Origin of the sequence: Tenacibaculum sp. SZ-18, from assembly GCF_002813915.1 — a bacterium.
Lineage (GTDB): Bacteria > Bacteroidota > Bacteroidia > Flavobacteriales > Flavobacteriaceae > Polaribacter.
The window spans coordinates 2,242,319-2,255,491 of record NZ_CP019335.1; the positions used below are offsets into that span (position 1 = coordinate 2,242,319).

The window sequence follows — 13,173 nt, forward strand, 5'->3', positions numbered from 1 at the left end:
ACATTTCCCTTTTACAATCAAAGGATTTGTTTTACAATTCACATATCCCTCTGTTGTACATCCTTGGTGATTTTCACACATTGTTTGATCACACTTTATCTTTCTGTTCTTCACTTTCTTTATGCTTTTTATAGATTTTACAATGGGCTTTATGTCCGCTTAATTGACTTGCATTTTCGAACCTTGCTCCACATACACATTTGTGTTTTTCAAGTAGCTTTTCTCTAGCTTCTTTTTGCTCAACTTCTGCTAACTCTTGCTCATACTTTGCTTTGTATATGCTTATTAAGACCAGTCCTATCAAGGCATAAAACACACTTATAAAAATTGACCTGAATAACACAACACCGGAACTCTGAAATACTCTTAAGATGAATAGCATCATGGCAACATCAATGAAAAAGATGTAATACGAGACATTTTTAATCTTCAATTTGTCCTTATGGATGTATGAAACCAATAAAAACGAAGCTGCAATTAAGGCACTAAAAAGAGAAGCAATAACCCTGTTATTTTCGTTGGTAATGTTTACACCTAAAGCTTCGTAAAATAGATAGTAAGCTTTGAAAGTATAACCCAAAACATAGAGCAACATTAAAATCGTTACTAGCCTTAAACTGTTAATTGACTTTTCCAGTTTCATCACAAAGTTTTGTTAGGATAAATTCTTCGTTTTTAAAGTCCATATCAAATAAAGTATTAGGTGGATTTCCGCTTTTTTCGGAGAACAATTCTAAATCAAGAAGTGTTTTAAACTTGATCTTCTCTCCTATTTTCATGTCCAGTAATCTTTCCATAAAAACCTCAGTCTCATTTTTTATAATTTGTAATAGTTTCATGAAATTCAAATTGTTTTAAAATTTTATTTGAATAATATTTATACTTCTCGATAATAGATTTGTTAATATCCTTTGTCCTGTGAAGTTCTTCTGGATATGTATGCTTTCTACCATTATTATTTACTTGAATTTTAACATACTTTCCCATTGAAGTAACCGGATAAATTCTAACCCCGTTATTAATACAAAGAGACATTGCTTTTGATATTTCAATGGATTTCAACATAACTAAAATGCCTCCTCTGGACTTATTCCCTGAATCTGATCTTGAAAATTTTCGTCTTTTTCTAGATCACTAAACAATGTATACTCAGCTTCAAACTTCATTCTAGCTCTGACTAGACCACCATTCCTATTTTTAGCTACTATATATTCAGCCTCTCCAAGACATGAAGTATGTTCTTCATCCCATTCGGTCATTCCATAGTATTCAGGTCTATATAAAAACCCAACCATATCGGCATCTTGCTCAATAGCTCCCGACTCACGAAGATCTGACAGCAAAGGACGCTTAGTTCCTCCTCTAGACTCTACAGCTCTAGATAATTGAGATAATGCAATTACAGGGATGTTCAGATCTTTAGCGATAGTTTTCAGACCTCTAGAAATCTTTGATATTTCCTGTTCTCTATTAAATTTCACACTACTAGAAGTCATTAATTGCAAATAATCAACAATCAATATCTTTATTCCATACACGCTCTTTAATCTTTGGGCTTTAATCTGAAGTTGCTCGATAGATAAACTAGTAGTATCATCAATTAATAATGGTTTAGATTTAATGATCTGATGATACCTATCTACCAGCTTCTCATCTTCATCATTAATACCTTCTTTATTGAATTTAGAAAGTGGAATCTTATTCTCCATTGAAATTATTCTGCTCACTAATGTTTCCTTACTCATCTCTAAACAGAAGAAAGCTGTTGGAACTTCAAGCATCATGAGAGTAGAAGCAGCTTTTAAAGCGAAGGCTGTCTTCCCCATTCCTGGTCTAGCTGCTAATATGATTAACTCCCCATTTCTCCAACCTCCAGAACTATTTGTTAATTTTTTTATTGGTGTTATTAAACCTGGAGTAATTTCTCCACGATATATTTTTTTCCCTTTCTCCTTTACATAATCCACTATATCGGAAAACCTTACTTCATTCTTCTTAACAGCTAATTCACTTATATTATTAAGAAAGTCATATGTTTTATCTAGTAATTTGAATACATCAACATCATCCTTATATGCCTCCTTCAAAAAGCTTTGACTGGATACAATTATTGATCTCTGAATGTATGTCTGAATCAATATTCTAGAATGATATTCAATATGAGCTGAGGATGCTACTTTTTGACTTAGCTCTATAGGATAAACAACACCTCCTGCTTTCTCGGTTTTACCTGATCTTTTTAACTCACTAGAGACAGTAAGCATATCTATAGCCTTAGATTCGGAAAACAATCTTTTTATTGAAGAAAAAACCTCTCTATTTCTTGGCTCAAAAAATACTTCCTCGTGCAAAACATCAATGATTATTCCTACGGAAGAAGAATCAATTAACATAGCTCCCAATACAGCCTGTTCTAAATCTATTGCTTTTGGCAATATTTTCAATTCTGTTTCCATTTTAAACTAGTGGTATTGTATCTGTATGATTATGTGTTTTTTGTTCCTTAGACTTCAGATGCCAGTTTCTAAAATGACTCGCAAAATCCTCTTCCGTTTTTACTAATGTGTTCCTCTCCTCTAAAGTTTTAACGAACTCCTTTATTCTGGTTTTTAGATGGGTTAAATCTTGAATTCTGTTTTTTTTATTGTTTATAACAGCATTACATACTCGTTGGTTTTTTAAGTATTCAATAGATAATTGTTCAATGGGCTTTAAGACATTCGATGTGATAGTACTTTCTTTACTCTTCTTTACTTTATTTTCCTTTACTTTACTTTGTGTACTATCTGTTTCATTAACTTGGGTTATTGCTACATTAACTGAGGTTTCTGTTTCAAGAACATTTATTTTCGTGTCTATAACTACCTTACCACGTTTTGCGGAGATATACCTTTTTTGTATGGATGCAGATGTAAGAATTCTTTCACAATCAAAAACACGCTTATTGAAAAGCCCATTAGAGACACAAAAGTTTATTGTTTCATTTACTACGGTTTCGGCAATATTTAGCTTGTCTGACACATCAAACAAAAAATCATCATCACACAAGACGAAACACCCTTTTCCTCGGTATATCTCGCAAAGCACGAGGCTAAACACTGTAAAACCCTTGCAACCATGAGTCTTAAGTAATTTCCTAACTTTTCTATCACTGAATATGTCAGTGTCGAAAGGAAAGTAGTCTAGACCGTTTTTTATTGGTCTAGCCATAATTTGATAAAGAACTGTTTAAATTGTTAAAATTTACTTTTACTAAATTGGTCTAATTGAGCCTCAACTCTTCTTTTTTCTCCTTTCAATTTTTCTAACTGATTTTCTGATAGATCTCCTTCTCTTATCTCTTCTTCTATGAATAATTGTAAATTATTAAGGTAGCCCCCTGGATATACATAATCCCCTATTGTCAATACAACTTCCATAGTAATTCCTTTTAAAATCAACACTTCTCTAACCCTATCAAAATATTGTTATCGAATCTTCTATTCTCTCCACTTCTCAAAACTTCATTAAATTCCATTATGAAATGAATTAGTATAAAGTCCTTAACATTAATATTTTCTAAAAGTGAATACTTATCCTTTCTAACTTGAAAACGACAAGCCTTTGTTTGACCTTCAGGCATTACTATTAAATCAATTCTCTCAGTATTTGGAAGTCCTTTTCCTCTAACAATACTTATCTTTTCTTTTTTTAATACTATAGCTGAAGTTGATGGCATATTTAAGCTGCTTTTTTATCGATTAACTCTACTAACCTTTTTTGATTTTCTGGTATTGACATTAGAACTTCGTTCATGTATTTTCTAGCTAAACCAACCATCTCCTTTAATTGATTATTTCTAACCTCGCAATACTCATGACGAAATACTTTTACTCTCATTTCTTCTGGTATCTCCACAAAAACACCTTCAAACCAACTTAACTCAATATTGAAAGAGGTAGTTTCTATAAACTCTGTTAATCCTTGAGTAGTGAAAATGTGATTACAAATAGTTTCTACAACTAATTCCTTCTCTTTATCTCCTTTAATGACAGCATCTTGATTAAATAAGAAAAACTTCCAATCCAATTTTCTTAATTCATCCTCTAACAAGCGACTTGGCGTATCAATTAAGACATAAATTAATTCAGCTTCCTTCAATCCCCATAGATCCATATAACAATCTAATTGCCATTCATATCCTTTATTCTTTATCTTAGAATCCGTCAGTGGGAAAGTTTCATAAGACCATGAAGTTTTTATATCCCTAATCTTTGCCTGGGCGTTATCACATTCGCCCGAGAAGTAATCATTTTCTTTCCTAATTTTATTCTTCAACATTAATTTGTCGATGTATCTTGAATAAGTAGTAAAGGATTTATCTTCGCCTTGAATTCCTTTATCAGTGTACTTGTTTTTTACTCTTGAACTCCTTTTCGTCAAGGTTTCATATACTAGCCTTTCTAGATACTTTTTAGAACCATCAGTTAACTTACATTTTTCATTTTTCCTTGCTAATAGCCCACCTAAAGTTGAAAGTTGTTTCTCCGTTAATGGTTTCTCTCCATCATCATACCTTTTCTTTAAATCAGACAAAGTATTTTCCTGATTCTCTGTTAATGGTTTTGGAATTCCTCCCATAATATTAACAATCGCATGAGGTCTGAATAAATAATTATCGAAATTCATAATGTTAGTTTATAAGTTCATTTTGAAGTAACTCACTCTCCCTATTTTTGAGGTCTTGATCAAATAGAGTTATTTGTTCTCTATCTAGAGAATCTTGGACATCTTTCAATTCTTGAATTGATTCAGCTTTATTAATAAATTCTTTAATACGAGCATTCTCCTCATTTATAGATTCTTGCGTTACATCTATAGTATGACCATTATCTATATATTGATAATTGCCTTCATTCTCTTGAACAGATTGATCAGCCAATTGCGCCCTTTGCATTTCAATAGACATGATTCCCCATTTCGAAATCATATTTTTCAAAACAGTTTTTTTAGCCATTGCATGAAATTGATCTTTATCACTCCATGGAGAATGAGATTTACCATAAGCTTTGGAATATTTTTTTGCGTGATTTGTAACTTCTTCTTTACTCCAATACGTCATTTTCTCCATACCATTATTCAACATAAAGTAAGAAGCATAACCCACGATTTCTCCTGTTCCAACTACATCAAAATTTGCATTTAATTCTTCTGTCAAACGATTAAAAGAAGTAAATTGATTTTCATAAACTTCAGTAACATTAATCCTCTTGTATTGACCTGTTCTTAATGCTAGTTGTACAAAACCTTTCCATCCCATTTGAAACTGTGCTTGCCCTTTGTAAGGAACAATCCATGCAAAGCCTAAATTTGGATTTATCTCTAAGTTTAAAATCGCTGCTGTAGCTGCTGCATTTAACACTGTATTTGGATCAGCGTTTTTTAAAAGTCTATTACCATTAATTACTTGTAATACGGAAGAGATAAAACCAGGTGCTTTCTTCCCAAGTAATTTTTCAAATCTTTCTTGTATAGACTTTTGTCCAAATAAATCCTTTGTTGATAATTGTGTACTCATTTTTTCCAGTTGTTTTAATTTTTCCAGTCAGGGTTTGAAGTAATCGCACCCATCAACTGGAATCGTTATTTTTATTTTTGTTTTTCTTTCTTAATTTGATGTTTAATAATATCCTGATTCTCTTGGTATAACTTTTCTGAAAGTCTCCAGTAGTAAACTGCAATCCCAAGAGATAAGAATGCTGTCAATGCACTTAATAATTCAAAATTCATTTTCTTTGTTTTTAATATTAAGGCGACCAAATACCAGTCCCCCAACCTATAGTTGATCGCCTATTTTGGGATTCCATAACCAATGAAGCTTAACCTCCCGTTGTCATTTTTCTTAAAGACTTCGTATGATGAAGTTTTCATTTCTTTAGCTTTTAAATCAGCTAAATCTCTCGTCTCCAAATCTTCTCCTTCGATTAATAATGTTCTATTATTAATTATGTGCCTTGTAACATCTTTACCTTCTTCGTTGTAATACATTTTTAATTATTTTTTTAAAAAGAAGGAGGCGACAGTAAAACCTCCGTGTAAACTCACAACCAAATAACTATTCAATGAAAAATTACTTCTTCCTACTGTCCTTAATCTTTTAAAAGCCCTCTCCCACAAAAAAACCAATAACCAATACTAAACTCAGAGAGAGGGCATAAATGAGAACTTGTTTATCTTTTTGATGATCTATTTCCTACACGATTTCTCAACCTATTTTTAGTTTCAAGGGATAGCGAGCTGGTTCTAGAATTTTTCCTTTGATTCTCCTTTATGTCAGCACTCTCCGTGATTGATTTTAAAATATTCTGACCTCTAGAAACCAACTCATTTCCCTGTGAAATCATGTCATAGGCTCTTAGTATTAAATCGTGTTCTTTTTGCATTTTACTTTTGATTTCTTATCCAGTTTTGCATTATCTGTATTAGCTTACTCCAATGCTTCTCTGGTATGTAATATCTCTTAGTTGTAAACCAGTTAGTATTAACCGTGTTAAGCTTTATTTTAAACTCCTCTGAGACGAACTCTTTAAAACTATCCTTGTTATTAATTAAATTATATAGTCTCTTGATGTTGTCAATCTCATTAAGTTCTTCTGTTTCCTTCAAATTTTAGGCTGCTTTTAGATTGTTTTTACTTAGCTTAAAACCAATTCTATTTTCTAATTCTTTAATGCAAGTATTAAAGCTTTCAAGTCTTTCTTCAGGTCTAGTGTACCAGATAGATATTGTTTTATCCGAATCTGTAAACCAACCATCGTAAATGAATTCTTCTACTGAAACCATTAAACAGAATTGATTGAATATTTCGTTATAAGATGTTTTAGATCTTAATTTGAATTTATTTCCATTATTAAGTATTCCTTGATAATTAGTTGATTCTAAGTTCATGTGAGGTTGGTTTATGGGTTACACGAAATCTACTAGCTTCACTCCGTTATAGTCATACATATCATAACTGTAACTTGTATTTACACTTCCAGAGAAATGATAAGCATGAAAACCCTTCATAAATCCAATGATGTAATCAGCTTGTTTTTGTGTTAACTCAATTTCCTCTTCATTCTTGTAAACATAAATCTCTTCACTATCTCCATCAATGTTTACGGTAGCATCAATAACTAAATCTGAATCGTCAGTTAAAACAGTTGCCGTGTCAGAAAAAAGGCTGATTTGAGAGTTTTCTAAAGTGCTTTTTATCTCTACTAATAAACTGAAAGGCAAAACTTTATTTAGCTTTAACTCCTTTTGTGAAGTCATTATCTCTCCGGTGATCGATAAATCTTGAATTTTTAATGAAGTTTCCATTTTTATGTTATATTTGTTGTTGTTGTTTTTACATTACGAATATACGGACATTTTCAGAATAAACAAGAATTTTAAAGAATAATTCTTAAATTTTAACATTTTTAATGAATACAGTAGGGGAAAGATTAGAATTTTTAAGAAAGCAAAAAGGCAAGAGTTATCAGGCTCTGGCTGACCTTATTGGAGGTATTAGTGGTGATGCAATTAGAAAAGCTATTCAGAGAAATAATGTTAAAGATTTTTATGTAAATATCATTTCGGACAAATTAAGAATCAATAAAGAATGGTTGATTTCTGGTCAAGGTGAAATGAATTTAAGCTACGAATACAACGATTTACAGCATTTCAGTAAAGAGGATATATTAGACTATATCATTATGTATATAGACGATTTTACTTCTAATCCTAAGATTGATGCTTTATATAGAATTTTAAAATCTAAAAACAATCAAGATTCTCTTGAAAACATGCACGATAAGATTGATGAGTTAACTAAACTTGTAGACGAACTAAAGAAGAAATAAAAAAAAGGCTCAGTTAAATATTGAGCCTTTTTTCTATAATATAAAAGAGTATTTTTATTTATTATTATTTGTCCTTTGAATTAAGTATTTTCTTCTTTTCAGCTTCAAACTCTTCTTTAGTTAAGACTCCATCATCTAACAACTCCTTAATCTTTTTTATCTTATCATATTTACTCTCAGTTTTTACAACTTTTTCATTTTCGCTTTTACATGGAGTTATTTCACAAGAATCAATCGCCTCTTTAATCATTATTAGATAGTTGGTAATATTTCCTCCACCTACTGTAAAGACAACGCCTTTATATCTTTTCTTGTTATATTTTTTAATCTTTTTTATTGTTACAACCAATCCACTATTTGTAGCTGGTAATTTAGCAGTTGACGCTGCCCAACCTCCAATCATAACATAATTGAATGATCCGTTATCATTTGAACCTCTGTTAAGTGTGATTTCGTCTCCTATTTTATAATTTACCCCATTAGGAGCGGTATACTCTTTAAGTTTTTCAACTTTTTTTTGACTAAATGAAGCTAATGTAACGAGAAGTGCTATTAGTGATATTTTAATTTTCATTAGTAGATAATTTAGTTTGAATAATTGTATTTTTAGTTTCTATATTATTTATACATCTAAAGTGTCTAAATCCTTAGCTAAAGCTTCTATTTTATGTTTGAGAGAAGATTTAAGTTTATCTTCTTTCATTTCTTCTTCAGCTACCTTCTTACATACTTCTACTAAAGTCGGTCTTGTCAGTCTTGTCTTTTGGTCTTTTGTAATTACTTCTCTATCTCGAAAAAGCTTACGTAAAAATCTAACAATGATATTATTTTTCAGGGAACTTCTCATATCATAAATCCTTTATAGTTTCTTCTACATCCTTATCAAAATCTTTAATATTTTGTTTAGTGGTATCTAAAGATATAATAGGTTTATCATTTTTCTCTGCGTAATAAGCTTTAACGGCTACTTTTTCGTAGTGATCTTCTTTAGTTCTAACTAGGAGATTCGTAAGATTGTTTATTGCTTGGTCTTTATAAGTGAAGTGTTTAACCAAATAAAATGTAAACACTGTTAAAAGCACAGCACACCCAAAAATGGCGTAAAAATATGTGTGCTTATTAAAGTCATTTTGTGTGAAGAATATTAAATGAATAAACCAGAAGAATGATACTCCAATCCCAGTAAGAGAAACAAACTGATGTTTGAAAGTACTCCCTCTCGAAAATTCATCATGTAATGATTTACATGAGAAATAGAAAATTGCGGTAACTAAACCAAAAACAAAAATCCAAAAGTGGAAACTATTCCTTCCTCTGAATGAGAATGCAATAGCTTCTGCCTTTCTTTTATTACTAATTTCTTTTAATTCCTTTTTGTAGGACATGTAAATCTCCTTGGCTTTATCATCACCATTTTTTTCAAAATGATCTAATAAAACTTTATTTCTTTCTTTCACTTTGTCCTTGTACTGTTTTGAGTAAACACCATACATCTCGCTTTTAGGGCTAAAGAAAATATGGAATAAGGAAAGTGAAACAATAAAAAAAAGGAATGTCCCTTGCAATAAAGGGAATAAAATATTCTTATTCTTCTTCTGGGTCTTCTGTTTCGATCGTTCCGTCGTTTCCTGGCTCGATAAGTTGTAATTCATTTTGTTGAGATAATTCTTCTACTTCTTTTGAAGTATCAGTACAGCTTCCTAATGCTAATGATCCGAATACTACTACTAATACTACCACTAATTTTTTTCCTAAATTTTTCATCTTTACTATATTTAAATTTAATTAATAACTATAGTAAAGTTAACACATTAAACTACGTTAATAGCATGTGTACAAGTTCAGTTACCAACGGTTTTTCAACAGTTAGTTTTATGCGGAAACGGATTAATACAATTTTTTATAGGGATTACAATTTTAATCATTTTTTGATTGACCTACAATTATAAATTTATAAACTCCCTTATCCTTTACAATATTATAAACTTATATAATTTCTCAAAAGTAGGAAATACCCTTATTTTCATCTCAGGGTTTACCCTTAGTCGACTATGCGACTTATTACAGTTTTAAACATAAATCAAACGTAATAATTATAAATAATAATCAATTAGCCAAATTTAACATCATCACTCTAAGACAAGAAAAACAAACCATTAGTACATGTAAATCACTAGTCTTCATTTGTTATATATTTGGTAGCTTCCCAAAATCAACGAGCTTTTTATTGATTTTAATTCTACTCCACAACAAAACGTATATCAATATTTTTAAGTCTTTCTAACTGTCTTTGACTTTCGTTTATTGCATAGTGTTTCTTCATCATTCTATCGGTAGTATGTGATCTTAATTTTTGAGCATGTTTTAAGTCTAATTCACTTGCAACAGTATCAGCATATAAGTGTGTTAAAGAAGCGAAATCTGCGGTAACACCTAACTTATCTTTTACATGGGTTTTCCATCTTCTTGTTATCTGTTCTCTCCTTATTTGCTTCTCACCTTTTTGGAGATTTGAAGAGAATATAAAAAAGCTTGAATTCACAACAATTCTATCAGTATTTTGTTCATTAATCAATTCTTTCCATAGGTATAATTCATTCTTATTAATTGGCTTTATTACCTCCTTATTTTGACCGCCTTTTAAAACATACACCTTAAATTCTAGCTTATTCAAATCTACATCGCTCACCCTCATACGAAGCAACTCTTTTATTCTAGCTCCTGAAGAAAAGTAAATCATCATAAACCTCCAGAAAGTATAATAATTCTCTTTTAAGTGAGAGTAAACTAATTTTCGATCATCATCAGTTAAGACCTCACGTACATTTTTTTGTTCCGTTAATTTTTTAATGTTAGATGTTGGATTGTATTCAATAATTTCTTCTTCAATCAACTCTTTAAAGAGTGAGCTAAGCATCGATTTATATTTATTATATCTCTTATTTGAAATTTTATTTCTCATCTGCTGATCTCTTAAAACAGCTTTCACATGTTTTCTAGAAAATTCAGTAATATTCATAAATTGATACCCCAGAATAATTAAGGAAATTTCTACTCTATCTATAAGAGTAATCATTTCTTGTCTGTATTCCTTGGAAACTTGCCTTAGACTTAAAGCATATTTAAGGAGTTCAATAATAGAAGTGTCCTCATCAATTACGGATAACTTACTATCACAAGTCATATAACTGTCTGAAATGGGATTATAGTTTTCAATTGTTAAACTATGCTTTATTGAATCAATAATTATTCCAGTCGCTTCCCTTCTTTGTGTAAGTGTTTTGAATTCATTCATGCCTTTAACACGAATTCTTTTACCAGAATTAAAAAGCTCTATATCTTGTTTTGGATCATGAAAATAATATGAAATTATCCAATCTTTTAGAAGTAATTCTTTTCCGCCTGTTCTCCAATTTGAAGGAAAAACTTTAAATTTTGTTACGTAGCAACCGTTTACTAATGTAATTTTTTTTGAAGTCATGAGTCAAAGTTTTTGACACGACAGCTGACACGGCAATAAAAAAATGGAGAATCAAAGGAATTTTTAAAATCCTCAAAGCCCTTTTGAACAAAGGGCTTCGAGATTTGGGTGAAAGACCGGGTTCGAACCGGCGACCTCCGGAACCACAATCCGGCGCTCTAACCAACTGAGCTACAATCACCATTTATCTAGCGGGTGCAAATATAATTCTTTTCTTAAATGTGACCAAACATTTTTTTATTTTAATTTACTTAAATTTTCTATCGCAACGTAACGCTCTGTGATAAAGCCCTCTGCATAATCCACTCCAATAAGCCTTCCAAGGTCTTTTGCTCGGTATTCTACACTTTCTGTGAAGTTTTTACTTGTAATTGGTGTTTCTGGTTCTTTACTTGATGGATCAAAGAATTGAGAACTATAAGCCATAACGGAAGCTATTTTTTTATCCATAAACCCTGTAACATCCACAACGAAATCTGGCTCAATGTTTTTCCACTGAATGTAATGATACACAACTTTCGGTCTCCATTTTTCTTGTTTTTCACCGTCAAGTTCTGTTTCAATTTTTACCAAACCACTCAAAAAACAAGCATCAGAAACCACTTTACTTCCTTTTGGATGATCGATATGACGATCATCAATTGCATTACATAAAACAATTTCAGGCTTGTACTTACGAATCATTTTTATAATTTCTAACTGATGCTCCTTATCATTTACGAAGAAACCATCAGCAAAACCAAGGTTTTCACGAACAGAAACTCCTAATATTTTAGCCGCGTTAGTTGCCTCTATATCTCTAAGCTCCGCAGAACCTCGCGTACCTAATTCACCTCGTGTTAGATCTACAATTCCTACTTTTTTCCCTAAAGAAATTTCTTTCGCTATAGTTGCTGAACAACCTAATTCTACATCATCTGGATGCGCTCCAAAAGCTAATATATCTAGTTTCATTACTTACTATTCTTTAATTTTATTAATTCTTCTTCACTTATTTCTTTGATTTCAACTCTTCGGTTTCTATATCTACCTGCCCTAGTTGGAGAAAAGCAGCAAGGAAATAATTCTCCTTTTCCGATAACAGTAAACCTTGAACTATCTAGTCCTAAATTAATCAGAATCCTTTCAATCATTCCTGCAATTTTATCAGTTAACTCCTGATTTTCTTCCTTTCGTCCATCACTTGAAGTATGTCATTCCAATAAATAATATCTTTCATTATTATTTATGTAAAGTAGCATTTCCTTCATAGCATCTAACGATCCTTCCGTAAAGACAGCTTGCTTACCTCTGAACCCAATCTTTTTCACAATACCATTTAGATATCTGTCTTTCTTTTCTTTTTGAGCAATTCCACTCAAACTAATCAGAAATCCGACTAAAAAGAAAACTTCTTTATAATTTAATTTACTTTTTCTTTTCATAAACCGTTATTTCTATTCTATCATCTTCTTTTGAAGGATGTGAACTAATCGGGTAATTTTCACCTAAACCTGCAACTCTAATTTTTAAAGAATCTACGCCAAGATTGACCATTAGTCTTTTTATCATTTTAGCCCTAAAACTAGTCAGTTTTTGATTTGCATTAGCGCTACCGTTTAGACTTGTATTGCTAGTAATTAAATAATAACCTTCATTTGAATTAATATAATGCACGACATCCTTCATTGCCTCTAAAGAACCTTCTTTGAAATACAATTCTTTATTCTCAAATTGAATCTTTTTTGCTAGATTTTTCAAATATTCATCTTCTTTTTCTTTTTGAGCAAAACTGATAAAATTTAAAAAAAATAGAAAAACAAATAACATTAATCTACTCATAAT

24 protein-coding genes and 1 tRNA gene are annotated in these 13,173 nt (G+C 31.1%); 1 reads left to right on the forward strand and 24 read right to left on the reverse strand.

Going from position 1 to position 13,173, the window contains the following annotated elements; all coding sequences use genetic code 11:
* Positions 1–88 precede the first annotated feature (88 nt).
* From BTO06_RS09920 to BTO06_RS09975, 14 genes are all read right to left on the reverse strand, one after another.
* Complete coding sequence (locus tag BTO06_RS09920) at positions 89–643, reverse strand: hypothetical protein (protein WP_100925154.1); 555 nt, start codon at positions 641–643, stop codon at positions 89–91.
* Entirely contained in the window at positions 621–839 is a 219-nt protein-coding gene (locus BTO06_RS09925; protein WP_100925155.1) for a hypothetical protein, read from the reverse strand. The genes BTO06_RS09920 and BTO06_RS09925 overlap by 23 nt, the downstream gene beginning before the upstream one ends.
* A complete protein-coding gene (locus tag BTO06_RS09930; protein ID WP_157811799.1) occupies positions 811–1,035 on the reverse strand; it encodes a hypothetical protein in 225 nt (74 codons plus the stop codon). The genes BTO06_RS09925 and BTO06_RS09930 overlap by 29 nt, the downstream gene beginning before the upstream one ends.
* 32 nt (positions 1,036–1,067) lie before the next feature.
* Complete coding sequence (dnaB, locus tag BTO06_RS09935) at positions 1,068–2,456, reverse strand: replicative DNA helicase (RefSeq protein ID WP_100925157.1); 1,389 nt, start codon at positions 2,454–2,456, stop codon at positions 1,068–1,070.
* Between the two features lies 1 nt (position 2,457).
* Complete coding sequence (locus BTO06_RS09940; protein WP_100925158.1) at positions 2,458–3,210, reverse strand: DUF4373 domain-containing protein; 753 nt, start codon at positions 3,208–3,210, stop codon at positions 2,458–2,460.
* Positions 3,211–3,236: 26 nt separating this feature from the next.
* Positions 3,237–3,419, reverse strand: a complete 183-nt coding sequence (locus tag BTO06_RS09945) for a hypothetical protein (RefSeq protein WP_157811800.1) — start codon at positions 3,417–3,419, stop codon at positions 3,237–3,239.
* A 17-nt stretch (positions 3,420–3,436) separates the two neighbouring features.
* A complete protein-coding gene (locus BTO06_RS09950) occupies positions 3,437–3,718 on the reverse strand; it encodes a hypothetical protein (RefSeq protein ID WP_100925160.1) in 282 nt (93 codons plus the stop codon).
* Positions 3,719–3,720: 2 nt separating this feature from the next.
* Entirely contained in the window at positions 3,721–4,668 is a 948-nt protein-coding gene (locus BTO06_RS09955) for a hypothetical protein (RefSeq protein ID WP_100925161.1), read from the reverse strand.
* Between the two features lie 4 nt (positions 4,669–4,672).
* Entirely contained in the window at positions 4,673–5,557 is an 885-nt protein-coding gene (locus BTO06_RS09960) for a recombinase RecT (protein WP_100925162.1), read from the reverse strand.
* A gap of 71 nt (positions 5,558–5,628) precedes the next feature.
* Entirely contained in the window at positions 5,629–5,769 is a 141-nt protein-coding gene (locus BTO06_RS18480) for a hypothetical protein (RefSeq protein ID WP_157811801.1), read from the reverse strand.
* A 60-nt stretch (positions 5,770–5,829) separates the two neighbouring features.
* Complete coding sequence (locus BTO06_RS09965) at positions 5,830–6,027, reverse strand: hypothetical protein (protein WP_100925163.1); 198 nt, start codon at positions 6,025–6,027, stop codon at positions 5,830–5,832.
* 182 nt (positions 6,028–6,209) lie between these two features.
* The gene (locus BTO06_RS18485) at positions 6,210–6,422 is read right to left on the reverse strand and encodes a hypothetical protein (RefSeq protein WP_157811802.1); all 213 of its coding nucleotides are present in this window, start codon (positions 6,420–6,422) and stop codon (positions 6,210–6,212) included.
* 226 nt (positions 6,423–6,648) lie between these two features.
* A complete protein-coding gene (locus tag BTO06_RS09970; RefSeq protein ID WP_100925164.1) occupies positions 6,649–6,927 on the reverse strand; it encodes a hypothetical protein in 279 nt (92 codons plus the stop codon).
* 18 nt (positions 6,928–6,945) lie between these two features.
* Positions 6,946–7,344: a hypothetical protein gene (locus BTO06_RS09975; RefSeq protein WP_100925165.1), complete on the reverse strand. Its 399-nt coding sequence runs from the start codon at positions 7,342–7,344 to the stop codon at positions 6,946–6,948.
* A gap of 104 nt (positions 7,345–7,448) precedes the next feature.
* On the opposite strand from BTO06_RS09975, the gene BTO06_RS09980 reads away from it, so the two are divergent.
* Positions 7,449–7,868: a hypothetical protein gene (locus tag BTO06_RS09980; RefSeq protein ID WP_100925166.1), complete on the forward strand. Its 420-nt coding sequence runs from the start codon at positions 7,449–7,451 to the stop codon at positions 7,866–7,868.
* Between the two features lie 64 nt (positions 7,869–7,932).
* Here the strand turns inward: BTO06_RS09980 and BTO06_RS09985 are convergent, their stop codons facing one another.
* From BTO06_RS09985 to BTO06_RS10030, 10 genes are all read right to left on the reverse strand, one after another.
* Positions 7,933–8,442 (reverse strand): SHOCT domain-containing protein, encoded by a 510-nt coding sequence (locus BTO06_RS09985; RefSeq protein WP_100925167.1) that lies wholly within the window; start codon positions 8,440–8,442, stop codon positions 7,933–7,935.
* Between the two features lie 48 nt (positions 8,443–8,490).
* On the reverse strand, positions 8,491–8,715 hold the full coding sequence (locus BTO06_RS09990; RefSeq protein WP_100925168.1) for a hypothetical protein: 225 nt from the start codon (positions 8,713–8,715) through the stop codon (positions 8,491–8,493).
* A 1-nt stretch (position 8,716) separates the two neighbouring features.
* Positions 8,717–9,325: a hypothetical protein gene (locus tag BTO06_RS09995; protein ID WP_157811803.1), complete on the reverse strand. Its 609-nt coding sequence runs from the start codon at positions 9,323–9,325 to the stop codon at positions 8,717–8,719.
* Between the two features lie 127 nt (positions 9,326–9,452).
* Entirely contained in the window at positions 9,453–9,632 is a 180-nt protein-coding gene (locus BTO06_RS10000) for a hypothetical protein (RefSeq protein WP_100925170.1), read from the reverse strand.
* A gap of 475 nt (positions 9,633–10,107) precedes the next feature.
* The gene (locus tag BTO06_RS10005; protein WP_100925171.1) at positions 10,108–11,349 is read right to left on the reverse strand and encodes a tyrosine-type recombinase/integrase; all 1,242 of its coding nucleotides are present in this window, start codon (positions 11,347–11,349) and stop codon (positions 10,108–10,110) included.
* Between the two features lie 106 nt (positions 11,350–11,455).
* Positions 11,456–11,531 (reverse strand) — tRNA-His (locus tag BTO06_RS10010).
* A 55-nt stretch (positions 11,532–11,586) separates the two neighbouring features.
* Positions 11,587–12,303: a bacillithiol biosynthesis deacetylase BshB1 gene (bshB1, locus tag BTO06_RS10015; RefSeq protein WP_100925172.1), complete on the reverse strand. Its 717-nt coding sequence runs from the start codon at positions 12,301–12,303 to the stop codon at positions 11,587–11,589.
* Positions 12,303–12,482, reverse strand: coding sequence for a hypothetical protein (locus BTO06_RS10020; protein WP_100925173.1), 180 nt, complete (start codon positions 12,480–12,482; stop codon positions 12,303–12,305). The genes bshB1 and BTO06_RS10020 overlap by 1 nt, the downstream gene beginning before the upstream one ends.
* 60 nt (positions 12,483–12,542) lie before the next feature.
* The gene (locus tag BTO06_RS10025) at positions 12,543–12,773 is read right to left on the reverse strand and encodes a hypothetical protein (protein ID WP_100925174.1); all 231 of its coding nucleotides are present in this window, start codon (positions 12,771–12,773) and stop codon (positions 12,543–12,545) included.
* A complete protein-coding gene (locus BTO06_RS10030) occupies positions 12,757–13,170 on the reverse strand; it encodes an OmpA family protein (RefSeq protein ID WP_100925175.1) in 414 nt (137 codons plus the stop codon). Before BTO06_RS10030 ends, BTO06_RS10025 begins: the two co-directional genes overlap by 17 nt.
* Between the last annotated feature and the right edge of the window lie 3 nt (positions 13,171–13,173).

What these genes read in the sequence shown, in the direction of transcription:
- BTO06_RS09985 (WP_100925167.1), bottom strand. Translation starts at nt 8,442, where the DNA reads ATGAAAATTAAAATATCACTAATAGCACTTCTCGTTACATTAGCTTCA.
- BTO06_RS10005 (WP_100925171.1), bottom strand. Translation starts at nt 11,349, where the DNA reads ATGACTTCAAAAAAAATTACATTAGTAAACGGTTGCTACGTAACAAAA.
- BTO06_RS10020 (WP_100925173.1), bottom strand. Translation starts at nt 12,482, where the DNA reads ATGATTGAAAGGATTCTGATTAATTTAGGACTAGATAGTTCAAGGTTT.
- BTO06_RS10030 (WP_100925175.1), bottom strand. Translation starts at nt 13,170, where the DNA reads ATGAGTAGATTAATGTTATTTGTTTTTCTATTTTTTTTAAATTTTATC.
- BTO06_RS18480 (WP_157811801.1), bottom strand. Translation starts at nt 5,769, where the DNA reads ATGAATTTTGAATTATTAAGTGCATTGACAGCATTCTTATCTCTTGGG.
- dnaB (WP_100925157.1), bottom strand. Translation starts at nt 2,456, where the DNA reads ATGGAAACAGAATTGAAAATATTGCCAAAAGCAATAGATTTAGAACAG.
- BTO06_RS09980 (WP_100925166.1), top strand. Translation starts at nt 7,449, where the DNA reads ATGAATACAGTAGGGGAAAGATTAGAATTTTTAAGAAAGCAAAAAGGC.
- BTO06_RS09925 (WP_100925155.1), bottom strand. Translation starts at nt 839, where the DNA reads ATGAAACTATTACAAATTATAAAAAATGAGACTGAGGTTTTTATGGAA.
- BTO06_RS09965 (WP_100925163.1), bottom strand. Translation starts at nt 6,027, where the DNA reads ATGTATTACAACGAAGAAGGTAAAGATGTTACAAGGCACATAATTAAT.
- bshB1 (WP_100925172.1), bottom strand. Translation starts at nt 12,303, where the DNA reads ATGAAACTAGATATATTAGCTTTTGGAGCGCATCCAGATGATGTAGAA.
- BTO06_RS10000 (WP_100925170.1), bottom strand. Translation starts at nt 9,632, where the DNA reads ATGAAAAATTTAGGAAAAAAATTAGTGGTAGTATTAGTAGTAGTATTC.
- BTO06_RS09960 (WP_100925162.1), bottom strand. Translation starts at nt 5,557, where the DNA reads ATGAGTACACAATTATCAACAAAGGATTTATTTGGACAAAAGTCTATA.
- BTO06_RS09975 (WP_100925165.1), bottom strand. Translation starts at nt 7,344, where the DNA reads ATGGAAACTTCATTAAAAATTCAAGATTTATCGATCACCGGAGAGATA.
- BTO06_RS09930 (WP_157811799.1), bottom strand. Translation starts at nt 1,035, where the DNA reads ATGTCTCTTTGTATTAATAACGGGGTTAGAATTTATCCGGTTACTTCA.
- BTO06_RS18485 (WP_157811802.1), bottom strand. Translation starts at nt 6,422, where the DNA reads ATGCAAAAAGAACACGATTTAATACTAAGAGCCTATGACATGATTTCA.
- BTO06_RS09940 (WP_100925158.1), bottom strand. Translation starts at nt 3,210, where the DNA reads ATGGCTAGACCAATAAAAAACGGTCTAGACTACTTTCCTTTCGACACT.
- BTO06_RS09920 (WP_100925154.1), bottom strand. Translation starts at nt 643, where the DNA reads ATGAAACTGGAAAAGTCAATTAACAGTTTAAGGCTAGTAACGATTTTA.
- BTO06_RS09950 (WP_100925160.1), bottom strand. Translation starts at nt 3,718, where the DNA reads ATGCCATCAACTTCAGCTATAGTATTAAAAAAAGAAAAGATAAGTATT.
- BTO06_RS10025 (WP_100925174.1), bottom strand. Translation starts at nt 12,773, where the DNA reads ATGAAAAGAAAAAGTAAATTAAATTATAAAGAAGTTTTCTTTTTAGTC.
- BTO06_RS09990 (WP_100925168.1), bottom strand. Translation starts at nt 8,715, where the DNA reads ATGAGAAGTTCCCTGAAAAATAATATCATTGTTAGATTTTTACGTAAG.
- BTO06_RS09955 (WP_100925161.1), bottom strand. Translation starts at nt 4,668, where the DNA reads ATGAATTTCGATAATTATTTATTCAGACCTCATGCGATTGTTAATATT.
- BTO06_RS09970 (WP_100925164.1), bottom strand. Translation starts at nt 6,927, where the DNA reads ATGAACTTAGAATCAACTAATTATCAAGGAATACTTAATAATGGAAAT.
- BTO06_RS09945 (WP_157811800.1), bottom strand. Translation starts at nt 3,419, where the DNA reads ATGGAAGTTGTATTGACAATAGGGGATTATGTATATCCAGGGGGCTAC.